This window comes from Coleofasciculus sp. G3-WIS-01 (assembly GCF_040223135.1).
Taxonomy (GTDB): Bacteria; Cyanobacteriota; Cyanobacteriia; order Cyanobacteriales; family Coleofasciculaceae; genus Coleofasciculus.
Window position 1 is genome coordinate 35894 of record NZ_JAVJZI010000133.1, and the last position, 23570, is coordinate 59463.

The 23570-nt window shown below is 43.8% G+C and carries 24 protein-coding genes and 1 pseudogene; 7 read left to right on the forward strand and 18 right to left on the reverse strand.

Annotated elements, in window-relative coordinates:
• Window positions 1–19 precede the first annotated feature (19 nt).
• Window positions 20–562 (forward strand): hypothetical protein, encoded by a 543-nt coding sequence (locus RIM23_RS13210; RefSeq protein ID WP_446367715.1) that lies wholly within the window; start codon window positions 20–22, stop codon window positions 560–562.
• Here RIM23_RS13210 and RIM23_RS13215 read toward each other — a convergent pair.
• From RIM23_RS13215 to RIM23_RS13285, 15 genes and pseudogenes are all read right to left on the reverse strand, one after another.
• Window positions 522–1715 (reverse strand): DNA cytosine methyltransferase, encoded by a 1194-nt coding sequence (locus tag RIM23_RS13215; protein WP_446367716.1) that lies wholly within the window; start codon window positions 1713–1715, stop codon window positions 522–524. The genes RIM23_RS13210 and RIM23_RS13215 overlap by 41 nt on opposite strands.
• Window positions 1716–1721: 6 nt before the next feature.
• Window positions 1722–2825 carry an ABC transporter ATP-binding protein gene (locus tag RIM23_RS13220; RefSeq protein ID WP_446367717.1) on the reverse strand — a complete coding sequence of 368 codons (1104 nt, stop codon included), beginning with the start codon at window positions 2823–2825 and terminating at the stop codon, window positions 1722–1724.
• A gap of 105 nt (window positions 2826–2930) precedes the next feature.
• Window positions 2931–3833: a carbohydrate ABC transporter permease gene (locus RIM23_RS13225; protein WP_446367718.1), complete on the reverse strand. Its 903-nt coding sequence runs from the start codon at window positions 3831–3833 to the stop codon at window positions 2931–2933.
• Window positions 3830–4807, reverse strand: a complete 978-nt coding sequence (locus tag RIM23_RS13230; protein ID WP_446367719.1) for a carbohydrate ABC transporter permease — start codon at window positions 4805–4807, stop codon at window positions 3830–3832. The genes RIM23_RS13225 and RIM23_RS13230 overlap by 4 nt, the downstream gene beginning before the upstream one ends.
• Before the next feature lie 201 nt (window positions 4808–5008).
• Window positions 5009–5251 (reverse strand): annotated as a pseudogene (locus RIM23_RS13235) (cytochrome P450); the annotation flags it as partial.
• A 222-nt stretch (window positions 5252–5473) separates the two neighbouring features.
• On the reverse strand, window positions 5474–6277 hold the full coding sequence (locus tag RIM23_RS13240; RefSeq protein WP_446367720.1) for a M48 family metallopeptidase: 804 nt from the start codon (window positions 6275–6277) through the stop codon (window positions 5474–5476).
• Between the two features lie 33 nt (window positions 6278–6310).
• Window positions 6311–6925 (reverse strand): REP-associated tyrosine transposase, encoded by a 615-nt coding sequence (locus RIM23_RS13245; RefSeq protein ID WP_446367721.1) that lies wholly within the window; start codon window positions 6923–6925, stop codon window positions 6311–6313.
• 151 nt (window positions 6926–7076) lie between these two features.
• A complete protein-coding gene (locus RIM23_RS13250) occupies window positions 7077–7775 on the reverse strand; it encodes a TIGR00266 family protein (protein ID WP_446367722.1) in 699 nt (232 codons plus the stop codon).
• A 90-nt stretch (window positions 7776–7865) separates the two neighbouring features.
• Window positions 7866–8543 (reverse strand): TIGR00266 family protein, encoded by a 678-nt coding sequence (locus RIM23_RS13255; RefSeq protein ID WP_446367723.1) that lies wholly within the window; start codon window positions 8541–8543, stop codon window positions 7866–7868.
• A 24-nt stretch (window positions 8544–8567) separates the two neighbouring features.
• Window positions 8568–9230, reverse strand: coding sequence for a TIGR00266 family protein (locus tag RIM23_RS13260; RefSeq protein ID WP_446367724.1), 663 nt, complete (start codon window positions 9228–9230; stop codon window positions 8568–8570).
• Window positions 9231–9392: 162 nt separating this feature from the next.
• Window positions 9393–10421: a serine/threonine protein kinase gene (locus RIM23_RS13265; RefSeq protein ID WP_446367725.1), complete on the reverse strand. Its 1029-nt coding sequence runs from the start codon at window positions 10419–10421 to the stop codon at window positions 9393–9395.
• 199 nt (window positions 10422–10620) lie between these two features.
• Window positions 10621–11673: an MAE_28990/MAE_18760 family HEPN-like nuclease gene (locus RIM23_RS13270; protein ID WP_446367726.1), complete on the reverse strand. Its 1053-nt coding sequence runs from the start codon at window positions 11671–11673 to the stop codon at window positions 10621–10623.
• A 3-nt stretch (window positions 11674–11676) separates the two neighbouring features.
• Window positions 11677–12852, reverse strand: a complete 1176-nt coding sequence (locus RIM23_RS13275) for a DUF262 domain-containing protein (protein ID WP_446367727.1) — start codon at window positions 12850–12852, stop codon at window positions 11677–11679.
• 154 nt (window positions 12853–13006) lie between these two features.
• Window positions 13007–13216, reverse strand: a complete 210-nt coding sequence (locus RIM23_RS13280; RefSeq protein WP_446367728.1) for a helix-turn-helix transcriptional regulator — start codon at window positions 13214–13216, stop codon at window positions 13007–13009.
• Between the two features lie 82 nt (window positions 13217–13298).
• On the reverse strand, window positions 13299–13505 hold the full coding sequence (locus RIM23_RS13285) for a helix-turn-helix transcriptional regulator (RefSeq protein WP_446367729.1): 207 nt from the start codon (window positions 13503–13505) through the stop codon (window positions 13299–13301).
• Window positions 13506–13664: 159 nt separating this feature from the next.
• Between RIM23_RS13285 and RIM23_RS13290 the strand changes: the two genes are divergently transcribed.
• Window positions 13665–13865 carry a hypothetical protein gene (locus tag RIM23_RS13290; protein WP_446367730.1) on the forward strand — a complete coding sequence of 67 codons (201 nt, stop codon included), beginning with the start codon at window positions 13665–13667 and terminating at the stop codon, window positions 13863–13865.
• 166 nt (window positions 13866–14031) lie between these two features.
• Here RIM23_RS13290 and RIM23_RS13295 read toward each other — a convergent pair whose 3' ends face one another.
• A complete protein-coding gene (locus RIM23_RS13295; protein WP_044210723.1) occupies window positions 14032–14253 on the reverse strand; it encodes a helix-turn-helix domain-containing protein in 222 nt (73 codons plus the stop codon).
• Between the two features lie 120 nt (window positions 14254–14373).
• Here RIM23_RS13295 and RIM23_RS13300 point away from each other — a divergent pair, with 120 nt between their 5' ends.
• From RIM23_RS13300 to RIM23_RS13320, 5 genes are all read left to right on the forward strand, one after another.
• Window positions 14374–14811 carry a hypothetical protein gene (locus tag RIM23_RS13300; RefSeq protein ID WP_446367731.1) on the forward strand — a complete coding sequence of 146 codons (438 nt, stop codon included), beginning with the start codon at window positions 14374–14376 and terminating at the stop codon, window positions 14809–14811.
• A gap of 445 nt (window positions 14812–15256) precedes the next feature.
• Window positions 15257–17047, forward strand: a complete 1791-nt coding sequence (typA, locus tag RIM23_RS13305; RefSeq protein WP_446367732.1) for a translational GTPase TypA — start codon at window positions 15257–15259, stop codon at window positions 17045–17047.
• 445 nt (window positions 17048–17492) lie between these two features.
• Complete coding sequence (locus RIM23_RS13310; RefSeq protein WP_446367733.1) at window positions 17493–20393, forward strand: nSTAND1 domain-containing NTPase; 2901 nt, start codon at window positions 17493–17495, stop codon at window positions 20391–20393.
• Window positions 20390–20581: a hypothetical protein gene (locus RIM23_RS13315; RefSeq protein ID WP_446367734.1), complete on the forward strand. Its 192-nt coding sequence runs from the start codon at window positions 20390–20392 to the stop codon at window positions 20579–20581. The genes RIM23_RS13310 and RIM23_RS13315 overlap by 4 nt, the downstream gene beginning before the upstream one ends.
• Before the next feature lie 167 nt (window positions 20582–20748).
• Window positions 20749–21156: a hypothetical protein gene (locus RIM23_RS13320; RefSeq protein ID WP_446367735.1), complete on the forward strand. Its 408-nt coding sequence runs from the start codon at window positions 20749–20751 to the stop codon at window positions 21154–21156.
• A 137-nt stretch (window positions 21157–21293) separates the two neighbouring features.
• On the opposite strand, the gene RIM23_RS13325 is transcribed toward RIM23_RS13320, so the two are convergent.
• A complete protein-coding gene (locus RIM23_RS13325; RefSeq protein WP_446367736.1) occupies window positions 21294–22625 on the reverse strand; it encodes a GTPase family protein in 1332 nt (443 codons plus the stop codon).
• Between the two features lie 18 nt (window positions 22626–22643).
• Entirely contained in the window at window positions 22644–23198 is a 555-nt protein-coding gene (locus RIM23_RS13330) for an AAA family ATPase (RefSeq protein WP_446367737.1), read from the reverse strand.
• Window positions 23199–23570: the final 372 nt, after the last annotated feature.

Sequence of the window (23570 nt, forward strand, 5' to 3'; positions counted from 1 at the left end):
TTCTTGACACGTAGCCTTGATGAGGAATATTGACGTGCCGACTCTGCAAGTCCAAGACGCTTATTCTTTTTATCGAAGATTTATTCTCGAATATAGTCAAGATAAGGCTGAAATATACGAAAGATATGGTTTTACGGTACAAGGAAGCGTTGGTTCAAAAGATTGGGAGGTATTTGCGGCAATCTTGCTCAATGACAGAGCCAGAAGAGGAGACGGAGCCGATTTGATGAACTATGAAGTTAAATCGGCTGTTATTGGAAGTAGCTTTGAGTACCAGTACCATCGGAATCACGGACTGGATAAGTTAGCCAATGATAAATCTGTCAATCACATCTTTATTGCCAGAAATGAAGTGTATACCAATATTGAAGTGTGGTTAGTCGAGCGAGCAAAAATGCTTTCCACATTTGATCAATGGCTGCCCGAACTCTGTCAAAATTATGAAGCTAAAGCGAGACAGCGATTTCGACGCTCAGTAACTTATCGGTTTGTCAAACGTCAAGGTATTCAGCTTTTGGGGATTAGCGAGGGATTACTAACGTATTGTCTTGAATCGACTTAACCAAAGGATTCAAGATATGCGAAGCAATCCAGGTAATCACAGGTACACAAACAGCATCACCAAATCCAGTCAACGCTTGATTGATGTGTGATGGAATAGGGTAATCATCGGGAACACCTTGTAGCCTTGCATATTCACGCGGTGTCATCAAGCGCATTCTGATCGTTCCTTTTCCAACTCTGACCAACATTTGCCGACTACTACCACCTCTAGCCGTTCTTAAACAGCCTGCAATCCCGTCTTTCCTGAGTTCCGCTCGTTGCTTTCCCTCACGAACACGCCTATACATCGTGCAGTAGGTGTAATCGGGTAAATTCTGAAATGCTTTGAGATAGGCTAGATTGACAGGCGACATCATAGTTAAGTGATGTTGCACTTTATTTTCAAGCCACCAACGTTCGTCATCGTCTGATATCTTCTCGACAACAGAATTTAAGCCAGTGTTCACCGTTTCAGGCAGTGGTGGAACGTCTATAAAGTTCCACCGCAGATCATTATTAGCGGCAATCGCTTTTTCAAGTGCCTGAGTTTTCAATGATGAAGAACGTCTTGTAAAAATGACCATGTTCTGATTCGGATGGGATGTATACACCCCAATCACAAAAATTCGTTGTCTACTTTGAGGGACGAAATGGGCCGCATTGATGGTATAAACATCACAGGTATAACCCAAACGATTCAACGCCTGAATTGTAATTCGGAAATCTTGCCCATTATTTGACGTAAGCCAACCCATAACATTTTCAAGCATTACCAGACGAGGTTTTTTGACTTGATTTTCTAGAATTTTAGTAAAGCCCCAAAAAGCGCTAGAATGTTGACCACCCATCCCCTTTAAATTTCCAGCTAAGGATAAATCAATACAGGGAAATGAGGCTGTAGCCAGCATTGTATTGGGAATGTCGTTATGGCAAACCGAAAAAATATCTTGAACTCTATAGTGCTTGCTTGCATCCTGAAAGTAAGCCGAATACATCTCAAATTTTTCATGTGCCCAATCATTGGCGAAGACAACTTTCCAGCCGACTTGCTCTAGCCCCAGTCTGATTAAACCAATTCCGGCAAAATACTCTGCACAGGTAAAATGTTTGGGGGAGGAATTGATATCACTCAGATAGGGTAGCTCCTTATGTTTTATCACCGAAAATGACATAGTTTTTCAAGTAATCGCTTGTTGGCTGTGCTTGTCAAACAGGTGAAACTGAGACCGATCAAACACCACACTAATCGATTGTCCCACACTCATGCGCGATCGCGGATCAACTCTGGCAATAAATTCGTGATTTGTTGGCGTCGTTAGATAAACAATGATTTCATTCCCCATCATTTCCGTCACGGATACTGTGGCTTGAACAGAGGCGGGACGAATACCTGGGGGAATATAGTCAGGATCATGGATATTTTCTGGGCGAATCCCAAAGATAACTTCTTCCCCTGAATAATGTTTATAGAATAGGGCTTTTTCTGGAGGAATCTGGAGCTCAAATGAGTCTGTTTTTACATATAAGCTTTCCTCTTTACTAATTAATTTAGCCTCAAAAAAATTCATGGCTGGAGAGCCAATAAAACCCGCAACAAAGACATTATTCGGATAATTATACAGCTTTTCTGGGGTATCAACTTGCTGTAAAACTCCCTGATTCATCACCGCAATGCGACTTCCCATGGTCATTGCTTCCACTTGGTCATGGGTGACATAAATAAATGTAGTGCCTAATTCATGATGCAATTTACTAATTTCTGCCCGCGCCTGTACCCGTAATTTAGCATCTAAATTGGATAACGGCTCATCCATTAAAAAAACAGCCGGATTCCGGACAATGGCGCGACCCACCGCAACTCGCTGGCGCTGTCCTCCGGAAAGTTCTTTAGGTTTGCGGGACAGTAAATGGTCAATTCCTAATTGCTTGGCAGCACTTTCAACACGGGTTTTGATTTCGCCTTTCCGCTTCCCTTGTAATTCTAGACTAAATGCCATATTTTCATAGACAGACATGTGGGGATACAGGGCGTAAGACTGGAAAACCATGGCAATATCCCGCTCTTTGGGCGGAACATCATTGACTAGCTGCTCGCCAATATAAATACTACCTTGGGTTATATCTTCAAGTCCCGCCAGCATCCGGAGGGAGGTAGTTTTACCGCAGCCAGAGGGACCAACAAAGACGAGGAATTCACCATCGTCAATAGTCAAATTTAAATTATTTACCGCGATAAATTCATTAAATTGTTTGTTGACGCCTTCAAAAACAACACTAGCCATTTTAGAACCTGAGTTGGGAATTTAGACGTAGATGCCCCAATGGTATGCTATTATAAAATATTAATACTTGCTTGATAAAGGACAAATGACAAATGATAAATGACATTACCCTTTAACTGAACCTGCCAAAATCCCCCGCACAAAATACCGTTGCAGGGCAAAAAACACAATCAGGGGTACAATCATGGTGATAAAAGCCCCGGCTGTCAGCAAATGCCAAGCTTCGCCACGAGAACCTACCAAGGTAGTTAAGCGCATGGTTAAGGGGGCGACATCGGGTGTTCCTCCCAGATACACTAAGGCGACTAATAAATCATTCCATACCCATAAAAATTGAAACACGGCAAAGGATGCGATCGCGGGGAGGGAAAGGGGTACAATTAAGCGAGTAAACGTGGTTAAGTGCGACGCCCCATCCACCGCCGCCGCTTCGATTAAATCCTTGGGTAGGGAACCGATATAATTTCTGAGTAAATAAATCCCTAACGGCATACCATATCCCGTATGGGCTAACCACACGCCTAAAAACGAACCCGATAATCCCAAATGATTATAAGATCGCAATACAGGAATCAGCGTCATCTGTAAGGGGACAACCAACAACCCCACGACTAAAATAAATAACAACTGACGCCCTGGAAACTGCATCCAAGAAAATGCATAAGCGGCAAATGTGGCGATAGCGATGGGAATCACTGTCGCGGGAATGGCAATGGTAAAGCTATTTAAAAATGCTTGTCCCATTCCTTCCGCTGTCAAAACATCAATATAATTCCCTAACTGATATTGGGTGAAATCAAAGGGATGTTGAAACACCATCCACCAGCCATTTTCCAACAAGTCATCCTTCGGGCGTAGGGAACTAATCAACAAGCCAACGGTGGGTAATGTCCAAATTAAGGAAATGACGATTAAACTCAGATGAACCGGAAGGCTATTGAAAGCATTTCGCAACTGATGAGACAGATGTTTCACAGAATTCGATTTACGGCGACGTTTAGATTTCATCTACTTGCCTCTTGTTGACGGAAGCGGCGGATATTCACAACCATGATTGGTACAATTGCTAGTAATAAGATAACCGCGATCGCACTCCCTCTGCCATAGTCGCGATAGTTAAACATTTCCTTAATCATCCGCGAGGCAATCACTTCTGTGCCTTGATTCCCCGCCGTCATCACAAAGACAATATCAAACACCTTAAGTACCATAATCACCACCGTCGTTGTCACCACCGCTAAGGTGGAACGAATCATCGGGATAGTAATCCGCCAGAAAATTTGTACCTCACTCGCCCCATCCATCCGGGCGGCTTCGATAATATCTTTGGGAATCCCTTTAACCGCTGCAGAAAGTAAAACCAGACAGAACCCGGTTTGCAGCCAGATCATAATCGCAATTAGGGCAAAATTGTTAATCGAACGTTCCACTAACCACCCCACGGGTTCAAATCCCAGGCTGGTGATGATACCATTAAGTAAACCAATTTGCTCTGATCCGGCTGGACGAAAGGCATAGACAAACCGCCAAATCACACTTGCACCGACAAAAGAAATCGCCATGGGTAAAAAGATGAGGGACTTGGCGATAGGTTCATACCGTACCTTATCCATGAGTACCGCCAGAATCAAGCCAAACCCAACACTAAACCCCGTCACCAGAACCAGCCACAATAGGTTATTGCGAAACGCCACCAGCATCGCCTCACTGGTGAAAGCAAACTTATAATTTTCTAGTCCGACAAAATTTTGCGATCGCCGATCCAGAAAACTGATGTAAATTGTATTCAGCGTGGGTAAAATCAAGTATGCCGTCAGCACCAGCAGGGCGGGGGCGAGATAAATCCAAGGTAGAATTCGCGATTGCCATTTATAGGGTAGGGTGTTGGCTAGATAATTCATGGCATAAAATACGCCAAGTACACCGCCACAGCCAATAATTACGGCAATAATTACACTGATAATTTTACTGAAAACTGACATAAGAATTTACTCTAACTGGAGGAAACTGATATCAATCCATCCTGTTGCCATCCTCTATGATAATCGCTCTCTCTTATCTGTCTGTGCTAAGTCTGTGCTAAGTAGGGTGGGCATTGCCCACCAGCCTTAAGAAGCGTGCTATTCATATTAAGTTATGTAAATCGCCCTCAAACCCTTACATAAAACTTAGTTTGCTTCCCAATACTCGTAAGGGGAATATTGCCGTTCTAGAAAACGTTCGGGTTTAAACTGCTTCGGTTCGGGATAGATATCTTCCCGATGATGGACTAAATAAATAGAAGGCATAAACCCCGTACCAGCTTCAAATTGATACCCCATAATTTCCATGGGTGACTTGAGAATCCGAGGGAAAGTACTGGGAGCAATGGGATAAATTCGCAGGGTTTCTTGACAAACGGCTGTCAGATAGGGAAGTCGAGAAATTGCCAGAGCAATATCTATTCCCTGTTCCTTTATAATCTAAACCATCAACTGTAATTTTGTTTGACTACTGGACTGACACAGCTAAAATTGTGGAATAGATTTGACGTTTAACCCTTCGACTTCGCTCAGGGTTAAACCGGGCGCAAGCCTTGCGCCCCTACAATTCTAATCTACCATTTTAGGTGTGCCACGACACTACTTATCCACGACACTACTTATCGTTCATTTCAAGGTTTTTGGTAAAGGCGATCGCGTCCCAATTTCATACCCTTGCTTTTGAATCAAACGCTCCAACTCTTCCACCCGTTTTTTAGGTGATGGATGGGTTGACAGGAAGGCAAAATTTGCTCCGGTTTTCTCATTCATTCGTTCAAAAAAGTCTGTGGCTCCCGCGACATGACCGTAAGTGTCATCTAATAACATTAAGCCAAACTCATCGGCTTCCTTTTCCTGAGACTGAGAATACTGCGATCGCGCAATTGTCTCCACCGCCGCCGAAGCCACTGATTGCAAGGCTCCCACGTCCCCAATAAAATAGGCTAAGGCTACCCGTACCACCAAGACTCGTCCTAAACCCCGCAGGTGATCTCGGTGAGCAAAATGACCTAACTCATGGGCTAATACCATCATCAATTCATTCTCAGACTCTGCTTGTTGCAGTAAACCCTGATAAATAACAATAGCATCTCCTGGTAACGCCATAGCATTCACCGTAGACTCTGGCAAATACAGCACCTGATAATCCCGCGCTTTTTGTTGTTCCGGGGGAAGTTCCTGTTCTAAACGATCTAATAATTGGTTCAAGGTATCTTGAGTCGGGGACGGTTTAGCTTGTTTCTCATAAACTGGCACAATTACCGCACCCAATTTTTGCTCCACACTGGGCGGAATCATCCCAATTAAACCATTTACCAGAAGATTCAACAGCCAGAGAACAGCCACAATAAATCCAAGAAATAGCCCCAATAAAATTAGGAGTTGGCGATTACCCGGCGGGGGATTGCGATTTATTGGATCATTGGACATAGAAAATTCGTTCGTAGTGAGCGCTTTAGCGCTCTAATAATGACCATCTTCCTCAAAATCATCCCAATCTTTACCGTAATCACGCACAGGATATTCAATCCACGCATCTCTCAACCACTGGCGTCCGAAATTTTCCAGATACCAATGAATGCTACTTTCACGCCATTCATAGGAAGATTTGCTCCAGCCATGTTTGACTGGATTGTAATGGATATAGTTTAAGGTAGCAAAATAATGTCGTTCTGAGCGAATAGCGCGATCGCTATAACGATACCACACCTTGCGACTGGTGACATTATCATCCCGATTCCATTGATAAGAAGTACGACCATGTACTAAGCGAAACAGGCGACTCAACTCATCAAAATTAGTCAGATGTACCAGGAGATGATAGTGATTTGGCAGAACAACCCAGGCGCGGATTTCCATCCCAGCAGTTACGAACGCATCAAATAGCAAATTGAGTAACTCTTGGCGGCGATATTCATCCTTAACATGGCACTTGTGTTCATAACAAGCTGCTGTTAAAAGATAAAATTCCTTGTCAGTCACAACATGGGGAGGCGCGTGAGGTGGATAACCACGAGACAAACGTTGCTGAACTAATTCAGCTCGTTGTGTGGGAGTTAGTTGGCGATATTCATACATAATATTATGACTCGTATGTATGTGTATGTATGTATGTATGTATGTAGTCGGCACTTTAGTGCCTAGAAGCGCTAAAGCGCTTACTACAAGCTATTTGTATGTATGTAGTCGGCACTTTAGTGCCTAGAAGCGCTAAAGCGCTTACTACATACTAATTATTACTCTTCGTCGGGCGGAAGGGAGTTAAGAAATTAATCAAACTATAGAGTTCTCTCGACTGCACCCATAAACGCCCTTCTCCATTAAACCGACAAACTAATCCTTCCCCCCCTAAAAGTCCCGTTCTTAATCCACGAAACGATAAACCGCCCAACATTTCTACGTTGTAATTTAACGTATCTTCAAATGCCACAATGTAACTGGTATCCACCACATAATCCCCAGCCACGGGAATTTCTATAATCGCCCCATAAGAACTAAACCAAATATCCCCTGTCCCAGTTGCCCGAATTAAAAACAATGATTCGCCACTAAAAAAGCCTTTAAACCCTTGAAACTTGGTATCTATCTCTACCGTGGGACTAGCGGCGACAAATCCAGAGGATTGAATCATTAAACCATTCCCTTGCAAGTAATAATGACAAATATCTCCCGGTACTCCGGGCGAAACATACAACTCTCCTGATTTGCCTTCAGCCGTAAACTCACTAATAAAAAAAGACTCACCACTCACCATTCGCCCAAGTCCTTTCATTAAGCCACCCTTAGACCTGGACTTCATTTTTATACAAGTATCCATTGCTGCCATAGCACCGGATTCAACTAAAACCGTTTCATTGGTTTTCAAGTTAAGCACCAAAGAAGCATAAGACGGTGAATGCTCTATTTTATAGGAAATTTGATGACTCATGATAATTTATCCTTGATTTATTTTTCCCACCACTTCAGTCCACTTACAGTTAAGTAAGGGACGATACTGAACTTAACTATTTTACTGTGATCATCGCGGCGGTAGTTGAGAACCCACCTGATGACCAAAAGCACCAGGGTTGTGAGTTTGGCAATAGACGTTTCCTTGTCCTTTAAATCGACAAACCAGTCCTTCTCCGCCCAAAAAGGCACTCAGCAAACTCGATCCGGCTTTGGTAATATCAAAAGTCAGGCTTTTTTCAAAAGCGACAATATGACCAGTGTCCACAACATATTCTCCATTGACAGGCACTTTATAAATTCCGCCAAATGAAGTTAACAAGACAACCCCATAGCCGCTAAGACTCAACCAAAAAATGGATTCACCTGAAAACAGAGATTTAAACCCTTGAAAGCCGAGATCAAGATCAACTCCTGACTCGCTAGCCAAATAGGATGTCGCCTGAACCACTAACTTTTTACCCTTCATCTCATAGAGGAGAAGATCACCCATAAGTTTAGGGGCGAGAAAGACTTCACCCCCCGCCCTTGGTGAACGGAAAACACTTAAAAATAGCGATTCCCCCGCCACCATGCGTTTGAGTCCGCCCAAAATACCGCCACCCTTTCCCTGGCGCAATGTGGTACTCGCATTAATGGAACCATTCATGGCAATCATGCAGCCAGCTTGCGCCACTAATTCTTCATTAGCGTCCAGAACAACACGCGCGATCGCACTATCTGGTTGATGCAACAGTTCAATATTCATTGTGGAAAAATTTGGAGTTTTATATTAACGCAATTTTGGTTGTAAATAGCTGACTAAACCACTAATACTGCGAGACTGGAGATAAATTTCTCCTGTACCCGTGAGTCGATTAATGAATCCTTCGCCAGAAGTCATTGAACCAAATAAACCGCCCGCTAAGCCAACATTCATACGAATCGCCGGTTCATAAGCAACTAAATGACCCGTATCGACAATAAAATCACCGTTAACCCGCTTTTTCGTCAATCCACCATAGGCACCAAAAAATACCTTACCCTGACCCTTAACTTGAAGTTTGAATAACCCTTCTCCAGAAAACCAACTCTTCAAACCCGCCCACCGCACACTTAGTTTGACGCCAGAGGTATGGCAAATATAAGCACCGGGTTGAAAGCAAAAGGAACGTCCGCCCAAGTCCACACCAACAATGTCGCCAATGGTGGACTGAGTGAGAACCAAGGTTAAGGGTTGTTGCGTTTTATTATGAAATGTATTAACAAATAACGATTCTCCCCCAAAGAACTTTTTGAGTAAGCCTGAGATAAAACCACCCGAAAACTCCGTCTTCACGGTGAGTCTACCATCCATACTGGTCATCGCACCTGCTTGGGCTGTGATTCTGTCACCGGGATTGAGTGTCAGGAAAATAGCGGCAAATGCTGGCTTGTAGCGAATTTCATAGTCCACTGCCAAATCTCCTACAACGTAGAGATATTATTTAGTTTGACAGTAATGGTGCTAATGTCCAGATTTCTTAAAAAAAATAAACCCTGGTTAAAAAAATATAACGGCAAAGGGATTGGCGTGAGGTATGACCCTTCATCCTTGACATAAGACGGAGGATATCGGTTAAACCTTTGACCAAAATGTCATTGGGTAAACGTTACTCGCTGGGGTATGCATCACGGAAGAGACTGGTGTTTGCACCGGTGTGGGTTGTTGAGGGATTGATGCAGGTTTAAACAAGAACCAAGCCGCAATTAGACCTAACACACCAACGACGGCGGCGATCGCAGCAATCCAGATCAGGGGAGACTTCTGGCGTTTTGCTCCAGGAATTTGGCGCTGCAATCCCAGTAAATCTAGCCATTCCTGTATGGTTTGAGGGCGTTCATCAACCTGTAGCGCCATACCGATGAGGATCACTTCATTGGTGCGATCGCTAATTTGTTCATTGATCTGTTTTGGCGGAATTAATCGCGCTTTAGACAGACAGCGATCCATTGCCGTTGGCGGAATTTCTCCCGTAACTAAAAAGTATAGCGTTGCGGCTAATGAATAAACATCCGTATAAGCTCCTAGGGGAGTTTCTACATTATAAAGCTCTAGGGCATCAAACCCATCGGCTGTATGAGTATCAACCGTTGTTGATGCATCATTACATTCTCGCGCTAAGCCAAAATCAATTAACACGGCTTCTGATTGACCCGTTCGTAACCGAATATTACTTGGCTTTACATCCCGATGGATTAACCCCGCCTCGTGAATCACTTTCAGCGCTTCGCCAATTTGTTGGATATAAAGCAGCGCTTCTGATTCTGGCAAACCCTTTTGGGCGTGGCTGGCTAAATCGACACCATCGAGATACTCCATAACCATGCCAACCTGGTGTCCTTCGACCAACGGTTCTTTAACTTGCACCAGATTAGGATGTCGGCATTTTACCAGCTTTACAGCTTCGCACAAAAACGTTTCCTGAAGCTGATCGACTTCCGGTTGGCTGAAGTCGTGGATCAACTGATCACTCAGGGTTTTGACCACCCATTGAGTTTTCTTGCGATCGCTAGCTAGATAGGTAACGCTAAATTGTCCGCGTTTTAATTCTTTTTCCAGAATATAATTGTTGCCATGCAACTTCTGTCCAGAAGACCAAGTCATTGCTCAAAATTCATGATACATATCATCGATTTTGGCATAGTCTGAAGAGAATGTGGGATGAATTTCCCAGGACTGAGATTATCGACTAACGGCAAAATGATAATTTATTAATCAGAGAATAATCCCGCTCTTTTGGTTTGAGATTGAGGCCGCGATCGCCCTTGTCAAAATTATCCTAGTTTGACAGACTAGCCCTCGCTTATTTAACCACATATAAACGTAAGTTGTTTCGGGCTTCTACATCAAATTTTAATCCCACTTCCATGCCACTGATTGTCTGTACTGACTCCTGATCAGCATCATTAATGCGAATACTTTGAATCCTTGCCAATTGACAGTATGCTTCACCCATAAGAAAAACACTTGTTCCAACTGATAAAGTCGTTTCCTCTACCTTAGCAACTGCCGCTTGGCGTTTCTTCAACCATTTCGTAATTCGACCAATTTCTTGAGCCTGACCTGTTGATGTTTGCTGTTCAATAATTTGACAAGTCACCAACTCAGCTAGCGCTTGACATAAAGCTTCAACAAAATCACACAATTCTAGCAGTGCATTTGAACTTAATATAGTATCGATGAAAGCACCGTGGGCAGCATCATTTCGATAGTCAATAAGTTCATTGAGTTCTCCTTCTGCTGTATTTTCACTCCCTCTAATTTCTTCAACAAAATACTTAATTTTTCTATGCTTTTCAACCCAGCTCCAAGCCTGGGAAATACCAGCATCAGCGAATAATTTATCTAAAGTATTTTTGCGTAAGTTCTGCTCGTGCAATAGAAATGCATCCGGGAGTAGTTCATACTTTTCTCCAGTACCACTAGCTCCATAAAATAATCCTCGAATAACCTCTTCAACAGAAAGATGTCCAAATCTATTTTTTGTTATATCTAACAGTAACCGGGCTACACCTACTCGATGTGTATTACAAATTCTGTCTCCCAAATCTGCATAAACTGGAAATAAATCTGGCAGAAGTTGTATCCATTCTCGAATTAAGTCTTCAACAAAACGCTCATAAATGGCGTATAAGCGTGTTACTACAGCACAATGATCGTAAATTCTCCAGTTTCTAGCTTCTGGGGCATTCTGTGTTAGTTCATCAATGATAGAGTTTGCTTGCGTTCCCCGTTCCTGTGCGATTATACTCTTGATTCCAAAAACATTTTCTCTAAGTCTTTCGTTAACTTGGATAATAGAACGAACAGTAGAAATATTGATCTGTACGGTTTTCAGAAGCTCTTGAAACATCATAACTTATTCGTTGATGACTTGAGCAAGCATATCATCGAATAGTCCCAGTCGTTTCTGAATATCCGCTTTCGTTTTTCCTTTACCTGTTAAAAGTTTATTTTTGTCTTCTTCAAAGAGTTTTTGAGTTGCTTCAATTACTTTTTGTTTTCGAGCAATTAAAACATCCTCACTATCTAAATGATTGCTAAACCCCACCATCACCGCATCATAATAGGCTTTGTAGGGCTGATCTTGAAAGTTCATATTATTGGGTTCAAATTGTTTCGGATTAAATAAATTATCTTCATAAACTTGGTTGACAATAGAAATAGTTCTCACGAATATATCTTTCAAAAAAACAATGTCTTCTTTGGTAAATTTTAGACTTTTAATCATGTATTTATCAAGAAATTCCTCTAATTTTCCATGGAATTGATGATAATTACGCAGAGCAAAAAAGCGAAGAACTAATTCCACCTCTTCCATTTTTTTGTATAAACTGTTTTTCTCAAGTGCTTCCTTGTCGTCAATGGGTATTCCCCAAGATCGGGCAAATATAGGATTTTTAGCGAGTTCGACCAATAGATCGTTAAAATCTCCGGAATATAAACAGTTTCGCACTTCTTGACGACTTAGAGCCACTCCTCCAGTATTAAGGCGTTCAAAAGCAAGCTGTTTTAAGAAAAGTGCTTCTTCGGGGTCAGAGGCTGATTCCGTGATCAGCACTATAGATGAAATAGACCGACGATCAATTCCTGCCTTTATTTTTTCGGGAAGTTGATTATAAGTGCATCCTTCTAGTTCGGGCCAAAGTTCTAAATCTGTCAATTTGAGTTTGTTGTCGTAAAAATCTTGAATGGTAGTGATTCTCTGTTGACCATCCATGACTTCATAGGAGTTATATTCCTTTTCGTACAGAATAATGGGTGGAACAGGAATGTTGATTAGAAATGACTCAATTAGGCGTGATTGCATTTTTTTATTCCAACGGGGTCTACGCTGGAAAAATGGTCTAATCTCCATATAGCCAGGTTTTTTGAGCGCATCGGCAAAACTGGGCAGCTTCTCACGATTCATTTCAGTGAGTATTCTTCTTTCTCGTTTCTCATACTTGGCATTAATCTCATCGTCAGACATTTTCTTGGGATCTTTCTCTGGGTGAGTTTCCCACATTTTTTTTTCGGCTGGCGCAAGTGGCATTAGTGATATGCTCCAAAATGGTGTTTATTATCAATTATAGAGATACTGAAAACTAGGGGGCAGTAACGTAAGCGTGCCGAGCCAGTAGTGGCATGTTAGCGGAGCGTAACTTCTAAGGTTAAATCTTAGTTAATTTTCATAACCCACAACTCAACTAAATATGCCACTCGGCTAACTCTTCCAAGGTAAGGCTTAGCAAATCACACAATATTTTCCTTTGTGCTGGGTATAGCTTGGGAATGTGCCTGCCAGCTTCCCAGTTTTGCACCATTGTTATCATTACATCTAATTCATGAGGTAGTTGCCGTTGCGTCAAATTCAACGATTCTCGTCGTTGTTTTAGCTTTTCTCCCAAATTAGCCATTTTTAAGCGATCGCGTCTTGCCTTTACCTACATTCCTTTCCCAATCAGTTACTCACGTTTGCTGTCTGACTCTTGGGCATCATTAACTATACTCTGCCAACTCGTTTAAGGTTAAATCGAGCAAATCACACAATGCTTTGGTCTGGATGGGGTATAGCTTTGGGATATGTCTGCCAGCTTCCCAATTTTTCACAGTAGTTACCGTCACACCCAATTGATCAGCGACTTGCTGCTGCGTCAGATGCAGTGATTCACGCTGGCGTTTAAGCTTTTCCCCCACACTCGTCATTACTGTTTTATTCCAAAATCCTCATGGTTAAATTGACTTAACCAGAATTTGCCCGTAGTATGAAGGCATAACTTCATATGGTCAGAAAGCCAGTGCATCCCGGCTACCAACCTCTTAGCACTGGCTCTGGCTCCAATTTCAGATGGAGACACATTTATTATGCCTTACAAAGAACGCCTTTATCCTTGGGTGCTGGTTCGACTGCTACCCAAAATGCAAGGAGTCACTGTAGCACAGTATCGTAGCCGTTCCGATGCTGATGGTCATCTTCGCATACTTCGCCGTCTGATGCCGAATGCCCAATTTGTGGTGATGTTTAATCCGGGTTTACCACCAGAGTATCAACCGAACTCACGCTAGCACGTCGGTGGAAAGGGCGCACGTCGGTGCGCCCCTACGTTTTCCGGGTGTGAAGCTCATCAATAAAATATTCCTCAAATCCTTACATAAACGTAACTTGCTTCTTTTCGGAAGCGAGTATGACAAATGACAAATGACGAATGACAAATGACGAATGACAAATGACCTACTCCTTCACAATCTCAAACAAATCCTCTATCAATACATCAAATGTCCGTGCCAACTTCAGCAGCGCCCCAATATCCACCATCGTCATTCCTGGCGATCGCGCGTAGGTTTTGATGGTACTATAGGGAACTCCAGACCGTTCAGCGACATCCAGCAACGTCCAGTTCTCCCTGGCAGCTAGTTCCCTAATCCGCAACCGAACTCGTTCACCTCTTGACATAAAGTTTAAATTTCGTCTACACTAAGCAAATTAAAAGCGATCGCACCTAAGTTTACGAAGCCAAAGATCGATCGCCGTATCTTATCAAAACACAACCCCATTGTGTGGGGTGCATCTCTTATGTTATCAACACTTCATCTAAAATCAAGAGCCACTCATCCTTTACAACGGTTTGTTACCCCAGAAGCCATTGCGCTTCTGCTCAATCTCCATCCTGACGAGATTTATCGCATTGATTGCTGGCGATATGTAATCCACGTTGTTGGCAAGGGAATCAGTACTTTTGTGAGTTATGCTGATATCCCACCAATTGTAGGGGTAGACTCGCCCACGCTGAAAGATACCCTCTGTTGGCGCAGGCGCTGGCGCAAGAATCGGTACAAAGCACCGGACTTTTGGGCTAAATTTTACCAGCAGAAGTTTCAGCAATCCCTATCTCTGTCAGAACTGTATCAATGGGGGGAGTTGGTGAACCGGATTCAATTTGGACTGTCTGGCGCAACCCTAGAATGGCTGCGAAGCATTTATATAAAGGAGAGAGAATCATTCAACTTCTGAAACAAAACCAGATATATCTCATCTGTTGCACGATTCTCAATCAGCCACATTGTAGTGACGTAGCACACCTAAACAAGATAAATTAACCTGACGCCCGCAAACCGTAGGGGCGCACCGACGTGCGCCCTATTTAACCGACGTGCGCCCTATTTAACGGTAAAATCTCTTCCACTACGTTCCTCAACCCAACCGACAACGGTGACATGCTCAATTATGGGATGAGGTTTCAGACGTTCCACGCCTTACGTCTGAAACATGCACCGACACCCCGAAAAAGGGCGGGTTTAGTAGAGACGCGCCATGGCGCGTCTGTACAAGGGTTGTCTGCAAAACGTTATCGGTAAAACCCGCCCCTACAACCCGGCTCCCCTTTGAGTAAGCTACAATTATTAAGAAATCTATATTAAGAGATCTGACCTCTCCCAACTCATTGCCTAACGCCTCTATGACTCTTCCGATTCGCAACGTTGCCATTATTGCCCACGTCGATCACGGCAAAACCACCTTGGTTGACGCCCTACTCAAACAATCCGGTATCTTCCGTGAAGGGGAAGAGGTTCCCGATTGCGTTATGGACTCCAATGATTTGGAGCGAGAGCGGGGAATTACGATTCTGTCTAAAAATACAGCAGTTCACTATAAAGATATCTTAATCAATATTGTTGATACTCCCGGTCACGCCGATTTTGGTGGGGAAGTGGAACGGGTATTGGGTATGGTGGATGGTTGTATCTTAATTGTGGATGCCAATGAAGGACCGATGCCACAAACCCGGTTCGTCCTCAAAAAAGCCTTGGAAAAAGGACTGCGCCCGATTGTGGTGGTGAATAAAATTGACCGTCCTCAAGCTGATCCATACGGTGCTGTGGATAAAGTCCTCGATTTGTTTATTGAGTTGGGGGCGGATGATGATCAGTGTGAGTTTCCTTACCTGTTTGCTTCAGGGTTACAAGGGTACGCTAAAGACGATTTAGATGGCGAAGGGGTGGATATGCAACCCATGTTTGAAGCTATCCTGCGCCATGTTCCGCCGCCTGTGGGTGATGTGACTAAACCTCTGCAATTGCAAGTCACGACGCTGGATTATTCGGATTATCTGGGTCGAATTGTGATTGGTAGAATCCATAATGGCACGATTAAAGCGGGTCAGCAAGCGGCTCTAGTAACAGAAAGTGGAGAAATTGTCAAGACGAAAATTAGTAAACTCATGGGGTTTGATGGACTCCAGCGGGTTGATTTAGAGGAAGCCTCGGCTGGAAATATTGTCGCCGTAGCGGGTTTTGCGAATGCTAATATCGGTGAGACGATTACCTGTCCTAATGAACCCCAAGCCTTGCCTTTAATTAAGGTTGATGAACCGACATTGCAGATGACGTTCTCGGTGAACGATTCGCCGTTTGCGGGTCAGGAAGGGGATTACGTGACTTCCCGGCAATTGCGCGATCGCTTGATGCGAGAATTAGAGACGAATGTGGCTCTGCGTGTCGATGAAACCGATTCTCCCGATAAATTCTTAGTCTCTGGGCGAGGCGAATTACACCTGGGTATCCTGATTGAAACCATGCGCCGGGAAGGGTATGAGTTTCAGGTGTCTCAGCCGCAAGTGATTTATCGGGAAGTCAAGGGTCAACCCTGCGAACCTTACGAAGTTTTGGCGCTAGACATTCCTGAAGAAGCCGTGGGTAGCTGTATTGAACGGTTGGGACAGCGCAAGGGCGAAATGCAGAATATGCACGTTAGTGGTAATGGTCGCACTCAATTGGAATTTGTGATTCCCGCACGGGGTTTAATTGGCTTCCGGGGTGAATTCATGCGCCTGACTCGTGGTGATGGGATTATGAATCACAGTTTCTTGGATTATCGTCCGCTTTCCGGTGATGTGGAAACCCGCCGCAATGGGGTGATTATTGCCTTTGAGGAAGGGGTGGCGACATTCTATTCCTTGAAAAATGGCGAAGACCGAGGTGTATTCTTTATTACACCGGGGACGCGGGTGTATAAGGGGATGATTGTTGGCGAACACAACCGTCCTCAAGATTTGGATTTGAATGTTTGTAAGACTAAGCAGTTAACTAACCATCGTTCCGCCACCGGGGATGAATTGGTGCAGTTGCAAGCGCCAGCCGAGATGAGTTTGGAACGGGCGTTGGAATATATCGGACCCGAAGAGTTGGTGGAAGTCACACCGCAGTCGGTGCGGTTGCGGAAGGTGACGAAGAAGTTGGTGAAGCGTTAACCGTAGGGGCGCAGGCTCCGTCATCCGTGTCAACTTCAGCTCAACCCCTCACCCCCAGCTGACAGGTGTAGGTTTTTTACTGTGGGGTTGGGGCAAGACAAGGAAGACAAGGAAGGAAAGAAGACAAGGGGGAAAAACCGTACAGAATTAGGTTCGGTCAAACTAACTTCTAAAAGCCGAAACGCCCTATTTTTCGTTCTCACTCTTCCTTGTCTACTGGTCTACCTGTCTTCCAAGTCTTACCTAAACCCCAATCTTAAAAGATGATGGAGGATAATCTTCAGTAATTTGTTGGGAACCATGTATCACAGCCAGTACATCGATTTGATCGGGTTTAATGTAGTAAATAATCCGATAGGAACCCTCAATCAGAATAAGTTGTCATATCTTTTGTTCCTTTTTCCCTCAACTCACTACAATAAATGAATGATGTAGGAGTGAAGACTTGAACGATTTTACTCTAGCCAATCAGGAGTCTTTAGATGAATTAGCCTGGGCAATGGAAGCCTCTCAGGGACAGTTTTGCCTGATGTTGGCGCGTTGTAACTATGGGTATTTGCAACAACGCCTAATCCAGCAACTGCAAGAGGAATGCACCTTTGATATCCGAGTCATTCACCTGAAGCCAGAAGACAGAACCCTATTTAGCACCGTGCGATCGCAACTAGGACAAGAGATGCCTTCTGCCCTTATGGTATCTGGCTTTGCCGCTTTAGACAATGTGGACGAAATGTTCGCGGCGATGAATCAGGTGCGGGAAGAGTTTCGCAAGAATTTTCCTTTTCCTTTCATCTTATGGATGAATGATCGGGTTTATATTCGACTGTTGAGAATTGCACCCGATTTCGAGAGTTGGGCAACAACAACCGCCTTTGCGATACCAACAGATGACTTAATTAATGCTCTCCTGCAGGCTGTCAAGTTCCTATTCGCCAAAGCCTTAGCCGTAAATTCTCCTCAATCTTTATATAAATTAGCCAACGTTTTAGACCTAAATTACTTAACTAGTTCAGAATTCGAGGTAGCCTTAAAAGAATTATCCCAGCCGAAACTAGACTTAACCCCCCAGTTTGAGGCAGATTTAGCATTTCTACGCGGATTAAATGCCGGGGATAGTCCAGAAGCCTTAGATTATTTCCAGAAAAGCCTGGAATTTTGGCAACAACAAACCCATGTAGGGGCGGGTTTTACAGCTAACCCTTCGGCTGAAACAGATAACGTAAATAAACCCGCCCCGTTTCCAGCCGTCGATGTCAATTTTACCGATACTCGTTCTAATCAAACCGATAATCTAAATAAACCAATCCTTATTGAAGAACCCGGAGAAACGATTAACCCTAAATTAAAAGTCGGGTTAGTATTATTTCACATTGGACTATACCACTATTACGCCGTTGATCGAACAAAACACCGCGAAGTAAATTGGCAACCCGCCAAGATTCCCTTACAGCAAAGTTTGGACATCTTTGAACAAGAAAACCGCCCCGATTTAGCGGCAAAATCCATTACCCAACTCGAACGAGTCTTGCAACGGATGCAATCCTGGGATGAATTAGAAGAAATAGCGCGAAAGGCAGTATCCTTGCATCAACGGTATGGAATTACCAATAAATTAGCCCAAGATTATAGCTTTTTAGCAGAAGTCGCCTTACAGCAACAGCGCAGGGAAGATAGTCGCCAAGCTGCACAACAAGCTGTGAATATTTTAGCGCAACTCCCGGAACAGAAGCGATGGGTTCAGGGATTAAACTTGCTATTTTTAGCCCAAGCCGAACGCCATTTAGGGAATAAACACGACGCGATCGCGCATTTGGTGCAAGCCAGAGATTTAGGTGATAAAGGACATCCTTTAGTATATATCCGAATTTTAACCGAATTACGCGACCTTTATTTTGAACAAAAGCATTATTTAGCAGCATTTTCCACAAAGCAACTGCGGCTCTCTATTGAACAACAATATAGCATTCGAGCTTTTATTGGTGCGGGAAGACTCCAACCCCATCGACAAGAAGCATCAGCCAAAACCGATAATCAAGAGACAGTTGCGCCGGAAATTACCGCATCAGGGCGACAGCGAGATTTAGAGCGATTATTGGAGCGAATTGGCAGAAATGATAGTAAGTTAATCGTGATTCATGGGCTATCTGGCGTGGGCAAAAGTTCCCTAGTGAATGCGGGATTAATCCCAGCGTTGAAGCACAGAGTTATTGGTATTCAAAATAATTTACCTCTTTTAATCCGAGTTTATACCAATTGGGTAGATGACTTGAGCAAGCAGTTAGTCACGGATGAGTTAGAGGAGGAAAAAACGGCAAAAAATCCTGTAGGGGCGGGTTTAGGAGATAGCGTTTCTAGAAAACCACCAACCTTTCAACAAAACCCGCCCGATTCTTCTGTAGGGGCGGGTTTAGGAGATAAAGTTTCTAGAAAACCACTAACCTCTCAACAAAACCCGCCCTCAGCTTCTCAGGATGTAGACAATAACTTTTCCAGAAAAACACCAACCTCACCACAAACCCCGCCTTACGCCAAAATCCTGGAACAGTTAAAGCAAAATGAACAGCACAATATTAGGACAGTGCTAATTTTTGACCAGTTTGAAGAATTCTTCTTTGTTTATCCCAATTTAGCAGAACGGCGACCCTTTTGGGACTTTTTAGGAGAATGTCTAAATATTTTATCAGTCAAGGTAATTTTATCGCTGCGGGAAGATTACCTCCATTATCTACTAGAGTGCAATCGCCTCGATAGCATGAGTGTCATTAGTCATGATATTTTAGGCAAAAATGTGCTGTATGGGTTAGGGAATTTTTTACCTGCAGATGCTCGCTCAATTATAGAAGATTTAACCACGCGATCGCGCTTTTATCTAGAACCTGCCTTAATTGATGAATTGGTCAAAGATTTAGCAGGTAAAACGGGGGAAATATTACCCATTGAGTTACAGATTGTCGGGGCGCAACTGCAAGCCGAAACTATTAAAACCTTGGCTGAATATAGAGAGGTAGGGACAAAGGAAGAGTTAGTCAGGCACTATGTCGAAGCTGTGATTGAGGATTGTGGTGTTGAGAATCGGCAAGCAGCGGAATTAATGTTGTATTTGCTGACGGATGAAAAGGGAACTCGTCCGCTAAAGACTCGCGCTGAATTAGAACGGGATTTAAAGGAATTCGTTGATGATTTAACGACGGATGCGAGTAAATTAGATTTGGTACTCAGGATTTTTGTTGAATCAGGATTAGTGTTTCTCTTGCCTGAAATTCCGGCAGATCGGTATCAATTAGTTCATGATTATCTAGCCGCATTTATTCGTCAGCAGCAACAACTCGGATTATTAAGAGTGTGAGATTCAGTCCTGACGGTCAAATAATTGCTTCGGCTAGTAAGGATGGTACTGTGAAACTGTGGGATTTAACTCTAGCTAATTTACTGGTACGCGGTTGTAATTGGCTGCAAGATTATCTCAAAACTAACCCAAATGTGAGTGAGAGCGATCGCACAGTCTGCGACAATATTGAGAGAAGCGGAAAATGATTGCATTTGGTCGTTAAGTATGACGTGCGATCGCGTATTGTATGATAGCATTGATAATTAACAGTAAAAGACAATGAATTAAGAGAAACGTTCTTGGTGGGAACGAGTATCCGATCCTGATCCCAAAATTCGAGAAGCAGCACACAGAGAGGGGGAACAAGAAGCTGATGACTTCTACAAACAAGCCTACCCAAATTACAGAAAAGCAACAGAAGGAACAGAGACTCCAAACACCCCAACAGAAGAAGAATGAAACTATCTTTGAAGTTTACGATCCTGTTGATGTGCGTGGTGTCTGGCTAGGGCAAGAGCAAGGATATCAATGGCATCCGGGTTGCTACGTTCTACATCGGGAAATCAAACAAGGGCAATGGTGGTATATGATCACTCGTCCTTACCAAGGCAATAATAATATCACTCAACTTTCCTACCCTATTGCTTATCCCTCAGAAAAGTTACGGAAAACCGAGAATCCGACTCCTTTAAAAGTTACAGGTGGCATCTATAAAGCCAATGAATTCTTACAACAGTATGGCGCATCCTTGCTCAAAAACGCGCTCAAAAACAGTAACTAAATTTTTATTTTACAATAGTCTCACCAACCGCCTTGGGTTGAAAGCTAAAGTCGAAGACGACTGAATAAGAATTTTAGTCCATTTTAATGGACTTGGGCTATTAGCCCGGAGTTTGAAATCCGGGCTGGTTTTCAGATTTACTTTATACCTTTAAATCGTTCTTTAGCCGACTGAAAAGCTTCTTGCATCACCGATTGAATCTTCTGGGGATCGGGTTTTTTCCCGCCCATTAAATCCCCAAAATAAACACAAGCCCCCTCACCTAACGCCCAAGTATAAGCCGCCGCCCAAGACGCCGCGATCGCACTCCCTAAACCGGGTAAAAATTTGATTAATTCTCGTCCCACCGCCTGCGCCACAAAACCCCCCGCGATCGCACTCACGACTCCCCCAGCTTGAGAAGGCGTCAGCGTCTGTCCATATAATTTCCCCAACAACCCAACCAGTGAGACTTGCAGCGCGGTTAAAACGGGCATTGTGGCAAACGGTAACGGTACAGCCGCCAGAGTTGCTGCCATAATCGAAAATGCCAAAATATAACGTCGCCCAACATCCCGGTAGAGATTACCAAGTTGCTGACTGGCGTCTCCCTGTGCCAATAATTGAGAAATGGCACGAGATTCTGCTTCTGGTAATAACTCAGCTAAGGCGTCGCTGAGCGCCTCTAAGCCATAAAATAGAGGATTATACTCATCTTCTTCCAGGGTAAAATCAATCATCACCGCCCGATTATAAAGTCCCTTAAATGTGTCCTGAATCGCCTCAAATGCGCGATTGACCTCTTCATACTCCGGCGGATAAGCAGGATGATCAACGACATCAGCCGGATAAAGTTCATGTAAACAAGTTACAGCTAGCAAACAGGGAATCTGGGGATATTCCTCTTGTAACTGTTCAGCCACCTGTCGCAGCGTATCCGTGGCAAAGTCATTAATTTTCACCGTCAAAATCAGGATTCTGGCACGATTACTATCCTGTTGCAATTCACCCGCCAATTCCTGAATAATGATCGGTGTTTCTCGGTTAACATCACCCAAACCCACGGTATCGGTGAAAATCAGCAACGGTAGGTCATTGGACGGATAAGCATAACGCTCAGTATATTGCGTATGGGGACGAAATCCCTGACCCACAATCTCCGCCGAAACCCCTGTCAATCCCCGCACGATGGAACTTTTCCCCGATTGGGGTTTGCCAATCAGCAACGCTTGGGTTGTCGGTAGTTCTTCCCGCACCGACGCCAAAATCTTAGCGACTTGAGTTTCATTAACACTAAACCAGTCAATAACGGTTTGTGTCACTTGTTCTGTGGGGAGGAGTTTCTGCAAGCGATCAGTTGCTGTACTCCAAATCCCAGCCATGCGATTGGTCCAGGAGTTATCAACCGATTTTGGGGTTGTCCCTTCCGTTGGTTTTTGCACCTGCTGAGAATCAGCCGATGGTACGTCAGCCTTATGTTCGTCAGTCATCCTAATCGATGAATCCCTTCAATCCTGCCTATCTTTAAGATTACAAGTAGAGACGCGCCATGGCGCGTCTCTACCGATTGATTGGTTGAACATTGACGAGATCTCCAATTCTGTATCCGCTATATTGACCGAATTCACCGCTAAAAATCCCTCGCTGGTTTGAGGCGGGTGATCTCGCAATGTGCGATAAAAATCCTCAATCACCTGATCAGGGACTTGGCGCTGGCGCTGTCGGTTCCAAGCTTTGCAGGTTTCCAGGGGAGTGGTGAGATACCAGGCTAGCCAGCGCACGGTTTCACCGGATATATTGGGCAACAGCGATCGCCGCCATTCGGGTTTGGCATTGGTTGCATCGTAAATCACCGGGTTTCCATCGGCAATCGATCGATGAATTTGCTGTAACACTTGCGTCTCAATCAACGACCAATCCCCTTGGATATTCTCATCACCAAATAGCTGCGCCCGGATCGCGTCTGTGGACACAATCACGGCTTTGGGTTCAAGTTGAGTCAGTTTGGTAGCTAGGGTAGACTTACCCGAACTAGGAGGACCTATGAGAAAATGACAAATCATCAACGTATCGCGGGAGTCCCCACCCTCAGCGTCAGCAGGGTGGGGAGGGATAGCGGATTGCCGGAGGAACGAAGGCAATCAATCTTGAGGTGTTTCCTGAGATTTTATGTAAGCTTTGACTCTCTCAATGGGAGCGCCAACAGTAGAGTCAACATATTAAGAGCCTGACCAAAATGCTGACTTGGTTTAAGTTGTTGATAGTTCCACAGCAAAGTCTTTTCGGATGATGCTCCCCCTGAATGTGCTAGATTAATGCTAACCCTTTAAACCACCGATTAAATGCGTAATCGACACGTTTTAAAGTAGCTGGCAGGGTCATGCAGTTACATTCTTTGTATTCCACCCAAACTTCTTTGAAAGCAGGCAAAGAGT